Origin of the sequence: Polycladomyces abyssicola (genome assembly GCF_018326425.1) — a bacterium.
Classification (GTDB): domain Bacteria; phylum Bacillota; class Bacilli; order Thermoactinomycetales; family JIR-001; genus Polycladomyces; species Polycladomyces abyssicola.
The window spans coordinates 3,078,651-3,095,110 of record NZ_AP024601.1; the positions used below are offsets into that span (position 1 = coordinate 3,078,651).

General features: G+C 52.3%; 12 protein-coding genes. 4 read left to right on the top strand and 8 right to left on the bottom strand.

Going from position 1 to position 16,460, the window contains the following annotated elements:
• Positions 1–8 precede the first annotated feature (8 nt).
• The 5 genes from meaB to KI215_RS15300 all read right to left on the bottom strand — a co-directional run bounded on the left by meaB (position 9) and on the right by KI215_RS15300 (position 6,073).
• On the bottom strand, positions 9–977 hold the full coding sequence (gene meaB / locus KI215_RS15280; protein WP_212773537.1) for a methylmalonyl Co-A mutase-associated GTPase MeaB: 969 nt from the start codon (positions 975–977) through the stop codon (positions 9–11).
• A 12-nt stretch (positions 978–989) separates the two neighbouring features.
• Positions 990–2,132 (bottom strand): acyl-CoA dehydrogenase, encoded by a 1,143-nt coding sequence (locus KI215_RS15285; RefSeq protein WP_212775237.1) that lies wholly within the window; start codon positions 2,130–2,132, stop codon positions 990–992.
• A 257-nt stretch (positions 2,133–2,389) separates the two neighbouring features.
• Positions 2,390–3,532, bottom strand: a complete 1,143-nt coding sequence (locus KI215_RS15290) for an acyl-CoA dehydrogenase (protein ID WP_212773538.1) — start codon at positions 3,530–3,532, stop codon at positions 2,390–2,392.
• Between the two features lie 235 nt (positions 3,533–3,767).
• The gene (locus KI215_RS15295; protein ID WP_212773539.1) at positions 3,768–4,622 is read right to left on the bottom strand and encodes a 3-hydroxybutyryl-CoA dehydrogenase; all 855 of its coding nucleotides are present in this window, start codon (positions 4,620–4,622) and stop codon (positions 3,768–3,770) included.
• A 269-nt stretch (positions 4,623–4,891) separates the two neighbouring features.
• Complete coding sequence (locus KI215_RS15300; protein WP_246512141.1) at positions 4,892–6,073, bottom strand: acetyl-CoA C-acetyltransferase; 1,182 nt, start codon at positions 6,071–6,073, stop codon at positions 4,892–4,894.
• Between the two features lie 267 nt (positions 6,074–6,340).
• Here KI215_RS15300 and KI215_RS15305 point away from each other — a divergent pair, with 267 nt between their 5' ends.
• The 3 genes from KI215_RS15305 to KI215_RS15315 all read left to right on the top strand — a co-directional run bounded on the left by KI215_RS15305 (position 6,341) and on the right by KI215_RS15315 (position 8,182).
• The gene (locus tag KI215_RS15305; protein ID WP_212773540.1) at positions 6,341–7,198 is read left to right on the top strand and encodes a Cof-type HAD-IIB family hydrolase; all 858 of its coding nucleotides are present in this window, start codon (positions 6,341–6,343) and stop codon (positions 7,196–7,198) included.
• 154 nt (positions 7,199–7,352) lie between these two features.
• On the top strand, positions 7,353–7,679 hold the full coding sequence (locus KI215_RS15310; protein WP_212775249.1) for a hypothetical protein: 327 nt from the start codon (positions 7,353–7,355) through the stop codon (positions 7,677–7,679).
• 98 nt (positions 7,680–7,777) lie between these two features.
• On the top strand, positions 7,778–8,182 hold the full coding sequence (locus KI215_RS15315; protein ID WP_212773541.1) for a hypothetical protein: 405 nt from the start codon (positions 7,778–7,780) through the stop codon (positions 8,180–8,182).
• 130 nt (positions 8,183–8,312) lie between these two features.
• Here KI215_RS15315 and KI215_RS15320 read toward each other — a convergent pair whose 3' ends face one another.
• Positions 8,313–10,943, bottom strand: coding sequence for a phosphoenolpyruvate synthase (locus tag KI215_RS15320; protein WP_212773542.1), 2,631 nt, complete (start codon positions 10,941–10,943; stop codon positions 8,313–8,315).
• 536 nt (positions 10,944–11,479) lie between these two features.
• Here KI215_RS15320 and KI215_RS15325 point away from each other — a divergent pair.
• Entirely contained in the window at positions 11,480–11,953 is a 474-nt protein-coding gene (locus tag KI215_RS15325) for a glutathione peroxidase (protein ID WP_212773543.1), read from the top strand.
• Positions 11,954–12,091: 138 nt separating this feature from the next.
• Here KI215_RS15325 and KI215_RS15330 read toward each other — a convergent pair whose 3' ends face one another.
• Both KI215_RS15330 and KI215_RS15335 read right to left on the bottom strand, forming a co-directional pair.
• Positions 12,092–13,771: a VanW family protein gene (locus KI215_RS15330; protein WP_246512315.1), complete on the bottom strand. Its 1,680-nt coding sequence runs from the start codon at positions 13,769–13,771 to the stop codon at positions 12,092–12,094.
• Between the two features lie 432 nt (positions 13,772–14,203).
• The gene (locus KI215_RS15335; protein WP_212773545.1) at positions 14,204–16,285 is read right to left on the bottom strand and encodes a (Fe-S)-binding protein; all 2,082 of its coding nucleotides are present in this window, start codon (positions 16,283–16,285) and stop codon (positions 14,204–14,206) included.
• Positions 16,286–16,460: the final 175 nt, after the last annotated feature.

Here is a 16,460-nt window from a genome sequence, read left to right on the forward strand (position 1 = left end):
CCCCTCCTTTATTCGGAATGATCTCCTCCATCGCGCTTGCCTCGTATACGACTCCACCACTGATCCGCCACCTGATGCGGTCCGATTTCCCTTCGTTCGACGCGGTCCAGATCGGTTGCAGCCTCGGGACGGGATAACCAAGACTGAAGCTCCCGATGCAAACGTTGCTCCATGATGGCCAGCACCTCCCGACGCAAACGGCGAAGACGGCGTCGATTCCATTCACCGGATTGTTCGAGGAAATCCCGGTGTGCTGTCAGCGCTTCCCACAACAGATCCATCCCCTGTCCCCGTGTCGATACCGTGGGTACGATGGGCGGGCGCCAAGCGTGATCATGCTTGGCGATGTCCAGCATCTCTTCCAGTTGGGCGATCAGTTTGCGGGCGCCGTCCAGATCCGCTTTGTTCACTACGAACAGGTCGGCGATTTCCATGATGCCTGCTTTGAACACTTGGATCGTGTCACCCGCCCCGGGCGTGACGACCAACGCCACGGTATCCGCCATATGCATGATGTCCACCTCGGACTGCCCCACTCCGACGGTTTCCACGAAAATCACATCGTAACCGGCCGCATCCAACACCCGAACCGCTTCCCCCGTTGCTCGGGACAACCCGCCCAGACTGCCGCGCGATCCCATGCTCCGGATAAAAACACCCTCGTCCAGTGCGTGGGCGGTCATCCGCACACGGTCGCCCAAAAGCGCTCCGCCGGTAAACGGGCTGGTGGGGTCCACTGCGATCACACCCACGGTCCATCCCTGTTCGCGTAAATGGCGAATCATCCGATCGGTCAGCGTACTTTTGCCCGCCCCAGGCGGACCGGTCCACCCGATCACCCAAGCCCGGCCGGTGTGCGGATAGAGGGCTTCCAACAATGCCGTCCGTTGCTGTTCCTCACCACTCTCCAGACAGGTGATGGCTCTGGCGATCGCTCGCCGGTTTCTCTGCCGGATGTCCCGCACCCACGCGTTCATGGCCACCACCCTTTAGGATTTCAGCAGGTGATTGGCGATGACCACTCGTTGTATTTCGTTGGTGCCCTCATAGATTTGCGTGATCTTCGCATCGCGCATCATGCGCTCCACCGGATACTCCCGCGTATACCCGTATCCGCCGAACACCTGCACCGCCTCAGTGGTCACTTCCATCGCCACATCAGCAGCAAACATTTTGGCCATCGCCGATGCCTTTCCGTAAGGAAGCCCCTGGGACTCCAACCATGCCGCCTGATAGGTGAGCAGACGCGCCGCCTCGATTTTGGTGGCCATATCCGCCAACTTGAATTGAATCGCTTGCAATTTGGCGATCGGCTGACCAAATTGCACCCGTTCCTTGGCATACGCCAGCGCGGCATCCAACGCTCCCTGAGCGATCCCGACTGCTTGGGCGGCGATGCCGTTGCGCCCGCCGTCCAACGTTTTCATGGCGATTTTGAAACCTTCCCCTTCTTCCCCCAGACGGTTTTCCACCGGAATCCGGCAGTTGTCAAAGAGAATCTCCAGTGTGGGGGAGGAGCGAATGCCCAATTTTTTTTCTTTTTTGCCGAAGGAAAACCCCGGAGTCCCCTTTTCCACGATGAAGGCTGTGATGCCTTGGTGCTTCTTGGTGGGGTCGGTCACCGCAAACACGACATAGATTTCGGCTTCTCCTCCGTTGGTGATGAAAATCTTGCTCCCATTCAACACATATTCGTCCCCGTCGCGCACAGCGGTCGTCTTCATCCCTGCGGCATCCGACCCGGAACCGGGTTCGGTCAGGCCGTACGCGCCGATTTTCGTTCCCTCCGCCAGCGGACGCAAAAACCGTTCTTTCTGCTCATCGGTGCCGAATGTGAAGATGGGCCAGCTGGCCAGCGAAATGTGGGCGGACAGCGTGACACCGGTGGAAGCGCACACGCGTGAAAGTTCCTCCACGGCAATCACGTAACTGAGGAAATCAGCTCCACCCCCTCCCACTTCCTCCGGCCACGGGATTCCCGTCAAACCCAGCTCGGCCATCTTGTCGAAAATAGTACGGTCAAATCTCTCTTGTTCGTCCCGCTCAGCTGCCGTCGGCGCCACTTCCTTCAATGCAAACTCCCGCACCATCTTCTGCATCATCACATGCTCTTCGCTCAGCTGAAAATCCATGCGCTCTCCCCCGCTTCCCTCATTGATATCCCGTTGCGGGATGACAGGTCCGTTCATCGGTTTCTCTCCACTCCGTCTCTTTCTGATCCCGCATCCCGCAAGGGAGTGTCTGGTGAATACTGTTCGCATTGCTTTCCTGGCTTGCTCCGTCTTTCCTTTACAAGGAAGCAGATCATAACCGTTCCGCTTGGCCGGGCTTAGGTCTTGTCGCTCGCCTGGGAAAACATTGCCCCATTACGGATATAACCAGACACATTCTAGTCCTCCAACAACGTCGATGCGATGACGAGGCGTTGAATCTCGTTGGTGCCTTCATAGATCTGCGTCACTTTGGCATCCCGGAACAACCGCTCCACCGGATACTCCCGTGTGTACCCGTACCCGCCGAACACCTGGATCGCTTCCGTAGTAACTTTCATGGCCGTATCGGTTGCAAACAGTTTGGCCATTGACGCTTCCCGTTTGCAAGGGTGTCCCTGTTGACGCAGATACGCAGCCCGGTAGATCAACAATCGGGCCGCCTCAATGGCGGTGGCCATATCCGCCAGCTTGAACTGAATCGCCTGAAGTTTGGCGATCGGTTGGCCGAACTGCACTCGTTCCTTTGCATACGCCAATGCGTGCTCGTAGGCCCCTGTGGCGATACCCAACGCCTGTGCCCCGATCCCGATCCGTCCCCCCGCCAGATTGGACAGCGCGATTTCGTAACCCTGCCCTTCCTTTCCCAGCAGGTTGGATGCGGGGACTTCCGCATTGTCAAAGATCAGCTCGGACGTGTTGGAGCCGTTCAACCCCATCTTTCTTTCTTTTTTGCCAACCGAGAATCCGGGTGTGTCTTTCTCCACGATAAACGCGGATATACCTTTGGTTCCCTTGTCCGAATCGGTCACGGCAAACGTGACGTACACATCCGCCTCACCTGCGTTAGTGATGAACACCTTGCTGCCGTTCAGGACATATTTGTCACCAACCCGGCGCGCCGTCGTGCGAATCCGGGCGGCATCGGAACCGGCCGAGGGCTCCGTCAGCGCAAACGCCCCCAGGTATTCGCCACGTGCCAACCGTGTAACATAGGTTTTCTTTTGCTCTTCGTTACCATAGCGCAGGATCGGCATCGTTCCCACTGAGGTGTGTACGGCCAGAATGACACCGACGGAAGCACTCACCTTGGAGATTTCCTCCAAGGCCAAAATGTAGGAGATGAAATCGGCGCCGGCACCGCCCCACTCTTCCGGAATCGGAATCCCCATCAGCCCCAATTCCGCCATTTTGTCCACGATCTTGCGAGGAAACGTGTCTTGTTCATCCATTTCCTGAACCATGGGCAGGATTTCGGTTTGGGCAAATTCCCGTACCATCTGGCGCAACATATTTTGTTCGGATGTGAACTGGAAATGCATATCCCTCTTCCTCCTTCGACGGAATGCCGGGCAACATGGTTTCCTCTGGGCTGCCAGGGCGTTTCCGGAACCCATCACCAGCCTTGTTTTCACAGCTGGTGACCCTGCGCCCGACGAGGAAGAACTGCTAAGCTGCTCAAACCGATCCGCTAACTGATCCCGATTCCGGATGCGCGATACTCTTTCGCTCCCGGATTGCTACATACAGCCGCCAACACCCGGCCTTCCGTTTTCCTCATTCGTAAACGTAAAACCCACGTCCCGTCTTGCGCCCCAGCCAACCGGCCGCCACATATTTTCTGAGCAAGGGGCACGGACGATACTTGCTGTCACCGAATCCCTCATACAGCGTTTCCATGATGTACAGGCACGTGTCCAATCCGATGAAGTCAGCCAAGGTGAGTGGGCCCATCGGATGGTTCATGCCCAGTTTCATCACTTCGTCAATTGCTTCAGGGGTGGCTACCCCTTCATACACCGCATAGATGGCCTCATTGATCATCGGCATGAGTACCCGATTGGAAACGAAACCGGGGAAGTCTTGCACTTCGACCGGCGTTTTCCCCATATGGCGAGCCAAACGATCCACTACACGAAAGGTTTCATCCGAGGTGGCCAGACCGCGAATCACCTCAACCAACTTCATCACCGGCACCGGGTTCATAAAATGCATCCCAATCACTTTTTCCGGCCGCTTGGTGGCCGCTGCAATCTCCGTGATCGGCAGCGACGAGGTGTTCGTCGCCAAAATCGTGTGCGCTGGGGCATGTTCATCCAGCTGACGAAAGAGATCCGCCTTCACCTGCTTGTTTTCCACTACCGCCTCGATGACCAGGTCCACCTCGGCCACGGCCGCGGCCAAATCGGTCATCGGATGCAAGCGCCCCAGGATCTCCCCCTTTTGCTCTTCGGTGAGCCGTCCCTTTTCCTGTTGGCGCCCCAGGTTTTTCTCAATCGTCTGCAGCCCCTTGTTTACCCGCGCTTCATCGACGTCCACCAACGTTACATGGAGGCCGGACTGCGCCGCCACTTGGGCGATACCGCTCCCCATCTGACCGGCGCCGATCACGCTGACGCGTTGGATATCCATGCATATCCCCTTTCTGCGGTGTTTTTTTCATCTTACTGGGACGTGTCTGATCAATGTATTCCTCACATTGCTTTCTCTGTTCGCCTCACCTGTGATCTCAAAGGAAGCAGAGCATGGCGCTCCGACTCGAAGCGGTAGGACACGGACAAAGTACGCTTCGTTTAGAGGAACTTGCCCGCGATTCCATTCCTGCGCTTTCCGATCCTTCGCTCGGTCGGTCTTGGTAAGTCGCTCACCGGACACGCCCTGAGAAATGCACTATCTGAACATCAATCCACCTTGACCAATACGGCATCTCCTTGCGCCGAACCGCTGCAAATGGCCGCTACTCCCCAGCCGCCACCGCGCCGACGCAATTCATGAATCAGCGTGAGCAGGATTCGCGCACCACTGGCGCCGATCGGGTGACCCAACGCGATTGCCCCGCCGTTGACATTCACCTTTTCTTCATCCCAACCCAGGATTTTTCCGTTAGACAAAACGACGGCTGCAAACGCTTCGTTCACTTCAAACAGGTGGATGTCATCCAGCTTCAGATCATGTTGCTTCAACAACTTTTGAATCGCATGCGCCGGGGTGATGGGGAAATACCGTGCTTCCATCGCCACTGCCGCATGCCCGACGATCTTGGCCAACGGCTCAGCCCCCAGCTCCCGCGCCTTGTCCGCAGAGGACAGTACTAACGCTGCCGCGCCATCATTCACACCGGGAGCATTTCCCGCAGTGATGGTGCCGTCTTTCAAATAAACCGGCGAAAGCGTTGCTAGTTTTTCCAGCGAAGTGTCCCGCCGGGGGGATTCATCCGTCTCTACCACCGCCTCATGCTTCTTTGTCTTCACCGTGACGGGGACGATCTCTTCCCCCAATTTGCCCGACTCAATCGCTGCGATCGCCCGCTCGTGACTGCGCAGAGCCCAACGATCCTGTTCTTCGCGTGATACCCCGTACTCCGCCGCCACATTGCTGCCGTGAACAATCATGTGAACATCGTCAAACGCACACCACAAACCGTCATGAATCATCAGATCGACCAGCTTCCCGTCACCCATGCGTTGTCCCCAACGCCCTGACGGCACAATATAGGGAGCATTGCTCATGCTCTCCATGCCACCCGCCACAATCACTTGCGCCCCGCCGGACCGGATCACCTGATCCGCCAATGTTGCACTCCGCAATCCTGATGCACACACCTTGTTGATCGTCTCCGTCTGCACATCCCAAGGCAACCCCGCATGGCGCGCCGCTTGCCGGGAGGGAATCTGGCCCGCCCCGCCCTGCAGGACCATACCCATGATCACTTCCTCCACCGCTTCACCCGGAATCCCGGCACGTTCCAATGCTCCGCGAATCGCGATGCCTCCCAGCTCTACGGCGGAAATCTCCTTCAAAGCACCACCGAATTTCCCGAACGGTGTGCGGGCACCGCCCAACACCACGGTTTCCGTCGTCACAACGGCCACCTCCAAAAGCAAATATTGATCGAGCGCTCGTTCGAAACTCGCCGAAAAATGAAAACGCCTTCATTTCTAAGATAACCCGAGGCGCTTTTCAATGCAATAGCAATTATTCGGAAGATCATGCTAAATTGAAACTTCACACTTTTTATCATATGCAAACCGCTCACGGGATTCCCCGCAGAACCGATCATTTTCCCGATTTGCCTCTTGACCTGAAAAGCATTTCAGAATGTACACTCAAGGCAAAAGGGGGAAATATCCTTGAAATTAACAGCCATCGATTTGGACGGCACCTTGCTCGGCACGGACGGCACCATTCACCGGGCGAATGCCGAAGCGATCCGGGAAGCCCAAGCGCGCGGCATCACGGTTGTGATCGCTACCGGACGTTCCCTCTCCGATGCCAAACGATTGCTCAAGGCGGCGGGATTGTCCTGTCCGGTCATCGCCGTCAACGGTGCTGTGGTCGAGTGGGAAGGCGAGTGTATCCGTAACGTCTTCCTTCCAAAGCCACTAGTGGAATCCGTATGGGATATGCTAAAAAACACGGGTATTTACTACCAAATTTACACCCAACAAGGAATTTTCTCTTCACGTGAAGGGCAACACCGTCTAGCGGAGGAATCGGCCCTCATCGAGGCGGCCGCCCGTTCAGAGTCACAAGCCGCACTTTGGCACATGTCCCAACTCCAACTCCATCAACAGGGGCTGACGGAGCTTGCGGACGATTCGTTGCTCCCAGACTGGCGGGTTCACAAGTTCTTGTGTTTTTCCACCTCGGAGGAACAACTGAAAAGCATTCGGGAATGGACCTATCAGTTTGAGGAGTTGATCGCATTCTCATCCGGCGCAGGTTCATTGGAGATTACCTCCCGCGAGTCACAAAAGGGGATTGCACTCCGTTGGCTAGCAGAACGTTTGGGGATACGGATGGAGGAAACCGCCGCCATCGGTGACAGCGAAAACGACTGGTCCATGCTGACTGCCGTCGGACTGGGAATCGCCATGGGCAACGCCGATCCGGCCATCCGGCAGGTGTGTCGTCATACCACCCTCACCAACGACCAGAACGGAGTAGCACATGCATTCCATACGTGGATTTTTCCTCAAATAAGCTAGAACCCCTGGCAGCCGGCGTTACCTTCGGGGCGTGACGGCAAGGGTTCTGGACCCCCGGGTCTGATCGGATCGGGGTGATATATCATCATGGTAATACCACTTAAGTCCTGCAAACATAACCGGGTTAATGCCCCTTGGGAATGGAAGGCGCACGTTGAAGTATCTAATTCTTTCTCGCCTAATTGACGTAACCGAAAATGAGAAGAAATCAAAAGAAACCCGTCCAGTTTTTCTGGGCGGGTTTCTTTTGTGTATGGGTAAAACTATGGCTGAACCACATCAGACGCCGGACTGTTGGAGCTTTACCCTGCGAGAAGGAACCGGGGGCAGGACGAAGATCGGCTATCATACGGCCTTACGTTTTCTGCGTGACGGAACCCGGGTGATTGTGACCAGCTGTTCTCCCTATGTTGCTTCTCAGCGTTATTTCCGGGTAAGTCTCCCTAACGAACACACCCCACTGCTGGCAGAAACAGCATAACTATTGGCACTAAATATAGCACAGTGAGTGTTTGGAAGGGCATGTTACGAATAAGTAAAATTAACGACCAAAACAAGGGGGGGGAGGTGAACGAAAACATGGAAAAAACATTTGACTTTCATTATGCAACCGTCGTGGTGAAAGAACAGACAGTTGAGATTCACCACAAGAAAAGATGGGGTAGTGAAAGGAAACACTATGGAATCAAAGTGTTCCCTATAAACAGGATTCATTTCGTCCAATTGCTCGAAGCAAGGTTTTTTAAAGATGGGTACTTCGAATTGAAGGTAAAAGGCGCCCGTTCCAAATATGCTCGAGATGAGGCACGATTTGACATAATAGGCAGTTTTGAAAACCCTACTGCTCACGCTTTGAAGAAGGCAATTGAAAAAGTGAAGAAGAGAAAAGCAGATGAGATTATGGAATTATACCAACTTGTTCAAGAGGGAGTTTTGACGGAAGAAGAATTTGCTGAGTACAAGAAAAAGGCACTTAAGGTATAAACCCGCCTGATCTGGCGGGTCTTTTCTTTTTTCATCCCCAGCACCGTCATGATCCAGCCATGTTGGAGGCCCGACAGAAACGTACGCTAGGAGCCATGCCACGATTACTGGCTGAAAAACATGATAACGCTTACCCATTTTCATCACTCAAAATCTCCACAAAACCCTGGTTTCCGTCTACACGAATCATTTGCCCGTCTTTGATTTTCTTGGTGGCATCATCCACTCCCACCACGGCCGGGATTCCGTATTCCCGGGCCACAACGGCACCGTGTGTCATCAGTCCGCCCACCTCTGTAACCAATGCTTTGGCTGATTGAAACAAAGGAGTCCAACCGGGATCGGTATGCGGAGCAACGAGAATTTCCCCTTCATTGAGATGGGCTTCTTCCGGTTTCAGGACGATCCGGGCTTTTCCTTCAACAACGCCTGCGGAAACCGGGTTTCCGATAAGCGCCCCTTCGGGAAATTCCCCTTTTCTGGGGGAACCGGTTACCATCTCCCCTTCACTCGTCATCAATCTGGGTGGTTTCAATGTTTGGTGCCATTCATATTTTTCTTTCCGGTCAGCAATAAATGAGACGACATCTTGTTTAAACTCCCCTTTTGAGAGTTGAATCAACTCGTCCAGGGTAAGGTAAAACACATCCTCTGCTTGCTGTAGAACCCCTTTCTTTACCAATTCTTCCGCTTCGGCCATAATGGCTTTTTTGCATTCGTCCAAAATCAATGTCAACAGATATTTGGGGTGCTCCCGAAGCCCGCCCATGTGGCGGTATACCTCCATCAGGCGTTTGATCCATTTGGACTTAAGACCGCTCCGTCCCACATGATCCAGAATTCGCTGCTCAGCTTCTTGGGCTTCCTGCTCTCCTTGGATGAATTTTTGTCGATGTTCTCCCGGCTTCACGCTACGCATATGTCCCAGGATAGCAGGAACCAGTTGGACAGGTGCTTCACGCCAGCGTGGCCTTGTCAGGTCAATTTCACCCGGGCATCTATGTCCGTATTTCGCAATAAATTCGTCGAAAACGCGTTTAAACTTCTCTCCCCCATGAACGTTTGAGAGCCCTTGATAGAAGGTCTGGTCATTCGTATGTTTCAGATACTCTTCCACTTCAGGCAATTCCCGAACCAGATCAGCCAAATCGCCAATCTGCAGGCCCATTTCGCTGGTGATGTTGCCGGGAAGAGATTTATTTAACAGAAACAGTTCTTTGTCATCCCCAATCCAACGAATGAGCGCTTTCTTTAACAAGAGGAATGAGATCGGGAAACAGATGACGTATGGAAAGAGGTTCTGAAACACATCCTTTGCCAAAATGCTTAATTGATGTTGAACGGCTTCCAGGCGTTTAGTCCCGGTTGTACCTTGCAATTCTTCACGGACTTCTGTCCACTTTTTCTGCATAAAGCTTTCCACTTTGCTTTTTGCTAATTTCGGGTCACGCTTGACAAGATTTTTCCACACCTCTTTTATGATGGGGGACATGAACCGACGCGCTGACTTAACAAAACCCAGTTTTGGAGGAATTTGGAGAAACTCCGGCCGTTGAATGACTTCACTGAGAGCATGGCTGAATGCTTCATCAAATAAATTTTTAAATACTTTTGGCAGTATTTTTCTTCCTAGCTTGGTACGAAGCACTTCCGTGGGATCAACAAAAAGACGTCCCCCTGCTTCTACAAATACTTTTTTCGGAAAAACGGTTCGTAAGACCGATAGCCCCATCGGTTTCATAGCATCTGTCATCATTTGTACATGGCCGAATGAGAACATGACACGAAGTGGTTCTTGCGGAATGTCAGGCAGAGGATACAGTGACGTGATCGGCCGGCTTTGGACAACAAAAATCTTTCCATTTTCAATACAAAACTCAATATCTTGTGGGGAGCCAAAATGTTTCTCAATTCTTTTTCCCAGCTCAGCCAAACGTAAAATTTGGCTGTCCGTCAGGGCTTGTTTGGTTTGTTGATCCGGTGGTAAGTCTTTTTTTACTGTACCTCCTTCAGGCAGTGAGTCAATCGCGATTTTCTTTTCCGATATATTCTTGTAAATGATTTGGCCGTCCTTCACTTTGTATAGATCCGCCGATACCATCCCGGATACAATGGCTTCACCCAATCCGAAACTGGCATCGATGGAAACTACCTTGCGATTCCCATTTACAGGATCAGCGGTAAACAAAATCCCTGAGATTTCCGGATTCACCATCCGTTGAACCACGACAGACAGGTAGACTTGACGATGATCGAATCCATTTTTCGCTCGATAGGAAATAGCACGATCTGTAAACAAAGACGCCCAACATTTTCGAATATGTTGAAGCAGTTCATCCTGCCCCTTAATGTTCAAATAGGTATCCTGCTGTCCAGCAAACGAAGCGGTAGGCAGATCCTCAGCTGTTGCACTGGAACGGACGGCATAAGCATACTCCTTCCCCACCGATTCCCAGGCATGAATGATTTCATTTCTCAAATGAAAAGGGATCTCCAATTGTTGTAAATGGATACGAATACGCTCTCCCAACTTCCGCAATTGATTGAAATCATTTGGGTCCATCGCATTGAGTTCATCTAAAAAAGAGACCATTTCGGGACTGGTGGCGATAAAGTCTCGATACGCGTACGTCGTCACACAGAATCCACCTGGTACCGGAAAGCCTGCCTTACTCAGCTCACCCAGGTTGGCTCCCTTTCCCCCGACATAAGGGAGACTGGAACGGTCAACTTGTTCAAAAAATAACACATACGATTTCATGGGTTGGTCACCTTTCCTTTCAATGTCCGCCTCGAAACGGATACGGGCGCGGGCAAATGTGCTGTCGCTCAAACATCCAGCTGCGTTGTCCTTGTGGTCTGTTCCTTCGCTTTGCCAGGCTCCTGAAGGTCCGCTCCCCCGGAAAAACATCGCCTAATCAATTCATTGCATCATCGCAATGAGATTTCCATCTTTTTGAAATTGCTTCTATTGCTGCGATTCGCGATGTCAGGAATCCCGATCCCAGGTAATCCATCCTGCCTTCCCAAATCTAAAATGAGTGATTACTCACTTACAGTGTATGATAGGTCCTCATTGGAAGTCAACAAAAAGTGAGTTGTTACTTACTTCATCATGGTATCCATTTTGCCCGACCAAGGGAGGAGTCGACTTGGCCATTGCCCCAACCCCGCAATCGCTGAGTGGACTCTTTTTTTCAACTTTCAATTGACAAATGGAAAGACATGGCGTATATTTATTTTGAGCAATTAAATCGTGCACAATTAATATCAAAAGAAAGGGGTACAAACCTCAACATGAGTGTCTATGATTTTTCCGCCGTCACCATCAACGGTGAAGAGAAATCCTTGTCCGATTACCGCGGTAAGGTGTTGCTGATCGTCAACACTGCGAGCAAATGCGGTTTTACCCCGCAGTACAAGGAATTGCAGATGTTGTACGAGCGGTATCGCGACAAAGGATTGGAAATCCTTGGTTTCCCCTGCAATCAATTTGGCAACCAAGAACCGGGTTCCAATGATGAGATCGCTTCGTTTTGTCAATTGAACTACGGCGTCAGTTTTCCCATGTTCGCCAAAGTGGACGTCAAGGGGCCGAATGCCCATCCGCTGTTTCGCTATCTGACCGAGCAGGCGCCGGGGTTTTGGAACAAGGAGATCAAGTGGAACTTCACCAAGTTCCTCATCGATCGGGACGGGAACGTCGTCAATCGGTATGCACCGACAACCTCTCCCCGAAAAATCGAAAAGGACATCGAACAATATTTATAAAGATTACGCTAAAAAAGTGAAAGGGGAAAGCCAACCCTTTAAGGTTTAGAGATCATGAGCGTCAATACCCAAAAAAAATCACGCCACAAACAGGCGTGATTTTCATATCACGGGCCTGTGAAATCATTCTACGATGTTTCACATACTGCCCGTTCCCCCATTCGGTTGGGGAGTCCCCCCCGACCCTGTGGTTCCTTGCGAACTGGCATCCGTCCCCGTTGAGTCCGAACTGCCCGAATCGCCGGTTCCGCTAGTCGTCCCGTCTGTTCCAGTAGTACCGGTATCGGTACCAACATCTCCCGTGCTACCGGGATCAGTCCCGGTACTGCCGGTCGTTCCGCCAGTGGATTGTCCAGCGTCTCCACTGCTGCTGCCCGTACTTCCCATATCCGTTCCGCCGGTGCTCCCCGTCATACCACTGGTATCGCCTCCAGCCTGACCACCGGTATCTCCGGCCGTGGCGTCGGCTCCAGACAAATCACCGGTTTGCCCGTCCGATCTGTGGGATGAGCCGGAATCACCGCTGTCAACCGTACCGTCACCGGTTCCTGAATCGTTTTTCGAGGAGTGATGCGAATCCGGACGATTGTAATCCGGCGGCAACTCGATGTGGTCCGACGGTTGGCCCGGTGTGACCGATTGTTCGGGCGGCAAGCGTTTGGAAGCCGGTTTTACCGGATTGCGGTCCACTTTCACGTCCGGCGTTGAATAGATTTCCACAGTCAGAGCATCCGTCTTGAGCTTCGTACGAATGACGACCGGGGCATTCAGGTTGTTCTTGAAACGAAAATCGGGTTCGTTCCAGGCCACGGTAGCATCCCTGCCTGCCGGAACATAAGTGGGGGTTTTGCTGTATGAAAAACGAGATAAGACCTCCAATCCCGCGTTGTCCACGCAGTTAAACAAAGTGGATGAAGTTTGAGAAACGCCGCCCCCCACTCCCTCGCTGTATTCGCCCTGCACGATTTTCGTCACTGGTTCGTATCCCCGTTCTTGCGTCCGTTGACCCACCGTTTGGTTGAACGAAAATACATCTCCCGGATTCAACACCACGCCGTCGATTGCGCGACTGGACAGTCGGATGTTCGCCGCTCGACTTCGGTTGTCCGGATTGAAATAGGTCGTGTACTTGCCGATCCGTTGTCGGTCCACCAGTTGTAATTGTTCCTCTGTCACCTTGGGAGCTTGGGGAATCATGGGGATCTCTTGCGGGCGGTTGACGATTTTGGGTATGCGGGAAATCCACTCATTCTCAATCACATCGGTATCCATCACCATACCGGAACGGGAGGGTTGAATCGGATCACCGAGCCGTTTCATCCTGGCATCTACGGCCGGCTTGTCCACTTCCTTCTTCACCAATTTCAACCATAATCCCAATTGGCGTCGGTTGATGGTATCCGGATTTTTTCCGTCATAACCGACACTTTTTAGATCCAATTCCCAAGTTTTTCCACCGTGCGTCAGAATCAGTTCCGAAGGTTGAAACAAATCACTAAACCCGTAAACACCGACCAGTGCGAGGAGGAGCAATGCCACCAACATGATGCCCATTCTCTTTTTTTGTTTTCGTTTGTAGGCTTGGAGTGCCCGCCTAACGGCAAGTTCCGTTTCGTTATCCTCCACCACCGCCAGAGCGGTCGGTGCTTGACGTACCAATTCCTCATAAGCCTTCTGGATCTCCAAGAGCTTTCTGGCCGCATCACGCGAAGAGTTCACATCGGGATGATACTTTCGCACTTGCTGGCGATACGCTTTTTTGATCTCTTCGATCGTGGCGTCCTGGCGAACCCCGAGAATGCGGTAATATTTCTCCATCAAATGCGCGGACCTCCACGATAAAGATTAAATCCCCAAATTGTTACAGATAATAGCGCGAGATCCCCTCCCATGACATGACAAAAACAGGGATAGTTCGGAATTCTGCCAACCGAATGGGTGATTCTTCTTTCTGATCATATTTTTTATGAATATGCAAGCATCTAAACAACACATTAGCATAGGAAGAAAAGGTCCACAATAAAGAAACACGTCGTATTCGAAAATACATCCTATGTCCTATACACATAAACAAAGGAAGGTTTTGCTTTTTTTCTCCTAAAAAAACCCCTCCATGGATGGAGGGGGGAACTGCTCAGGGGTACAGGATTCCGAGGTGTGTTTGATCTCTGTCGGTGTGTACATTTCCCTGCGATAAGGAAGCGTTTTCACATCAAACCAGTACATGGCCGAATTCTTTACCAAACCACGTCAGTGAACACCCTCCGCCACCGGTGGCTCAGTATCAAACTCGACGGACAAGGCGAGCAGTTCGGCCACATCCATTGTTTTCACCCGATCTTCCACTTCTTTCGCTTTGGTGCCGTCGCTCATCATCGTCAGGCAATACGGACACGCACTGCCGATCACGCTCGGATTGACGGCCAATGCCTGCTCAGTCCGTGCGACGTTGACACGGACGCCGGACGTTTCTTCCATCCACATCATGCCACCACCGGCGCCGCAACACATCCCGTTTTCCCGGTTGCGCTCCATCTCCACCAGCTCGATCCCGGGAATCGACTGCAAAATGAAGCGGGGAGCGGAGTATTCTCCATTGTAACGCCCCAGGTAGCACGAGTCGTGATAGGTGACCCGTTCCTTCACTTCTTTGGTCGGCTTCAGTCGGCCTTGACGGATCAGTTCAGCCAGTACTTGCGTATGGTGGTACACCTCCGCCTGCAGACCGAAATCGGGATATTCATTTTTAAAAGTGTTGTATGCATGAGGGTCAATTGTGATGATTTTCTTCACGTTATGCTTTTCAAACAACGCGATGTTCTCCGTCGCCAGTTGCTGGAACAAAAATTCATTTCCCAAGCGCCGGGCGGTGTCGCCGGAGTTTTTCTCTTTGTTGCCCAAGATGGCGAATTTCACGCCGGCTTGATGCAGGAGTTTGGCCACCGCCTGTGTAATTTTTTGACTCCGGTTGTCGTAAGAACCCATCGAACCGACGAACAGTAGGTATTCAAAATCCTTCTCCTCTTTGACCGTAGGTACGGGCACATCCAGTCCCTCTTTCCAACGGTCCCGCTCTTTCTTGCTGAGTCCCCACGGGTTGCCCTGCCGTTCGATATTTTGGAACGTCCGGGTGATTTCGGCGTTCATTTTGCCCTCGGTTAACACGAGATACCGGCGCATGTCGATGATTTTGTCCACGTGTTCGTTGGCCACCGGACAAGCATCCTCACAGTTACGACAGGTGGTACAAGCCCACAGTTCCTCTTCAGTGATCACGTCGCCGATGAGGTTGACCGGAACCGTTTCCTGACCGGCCGCCACCTCCATCACCGCTTGGTTGGCGCCGCTGAATGCAAAGGCCGGCATCCACGGGGCCTGTGAAGTAATCGCCGCCCCTTTGACAGTCAGATGATCACGCATCTTCACGATCAGGTCCATCGGAGAGAGCAGTTTGCCCGTTCCGGCGGCTGGACACATGTTGGTGCAACGGCCGCATTCGACACAAGCGTATAAATCGATCAGCTGTTTTTGGGTGAAATCCTCGATTTTCCCGACTCCGTACGATTCAGCCGACTCGTCTTCGAAATCGATCGGTTTCAGTTTGGATGGCGGATCCTGCCGCTTCAGAAAGACGTTGACCGGTGCCACCAGCAAATGAAAGTGTTTGGACTGTGGTACGTACACCAAAAACGAGAACAGGATCAACGCATGGATCCACCAGAACACATAAAACCCCACTTCTCCCGCTTGCGGCGATAACGAGCTGAACGGTGCGGCGATCAGACTGGAAATCGGTGTCGACCAAGCAGCCTGATGGTCTGGACGCCACACGTGTTCAAACGCAGCCGACAACAGGATGGAAAGCATCAAACCAGTCAGAAACCAGATGACGAGTCCCGCCTTCCAATTCCGCTTCAGACGCGGCAATTTCTCGATAAAACGGCGGTAAAATGCGTAGCCTGTCGCCAACAATACGGCAAAAACCGTGATTTCCTGAATCAGCGTAAACACCGGATAAGCTGGTACGGGCAAATGATACCCCGGCGCCAATCCCTTGATAAACAAATCAACGGCACCGAATTGTATGACAATGAAGCCGTAAAACATCACGACGTGCATGATGCCGCTCTTCTTGTCTTTGAGCAGTTTTTTCTGTCCGAAAACGTTGACCCACACCTCGTTCAGCCTGGTACGCAGATCCGCTTGCCAATCGACCGGTTTTCCCAATTTGACATAAGTGTAACGACTGTACACCACTCGAGCAAATAGGTAAACGGCATAACTGGCTACGGTGAGAAAGGCGATCCAATTCACGATTTGCAAAGCGGACACGAAACTCACTCCTTTCGGAAAGTTGCGTTCATCCTATTTATTCAAATATTTTAGCATAAACTGAGTGGGTATTCATTCAATTTTTCAGAGGTTGTCCATTTTGAAACCGTTCACATCTTCATCGTACTGCTCCCGACGGTCCTTGTCGAGATCTGTTTCCCTGTGATCCAGTAAT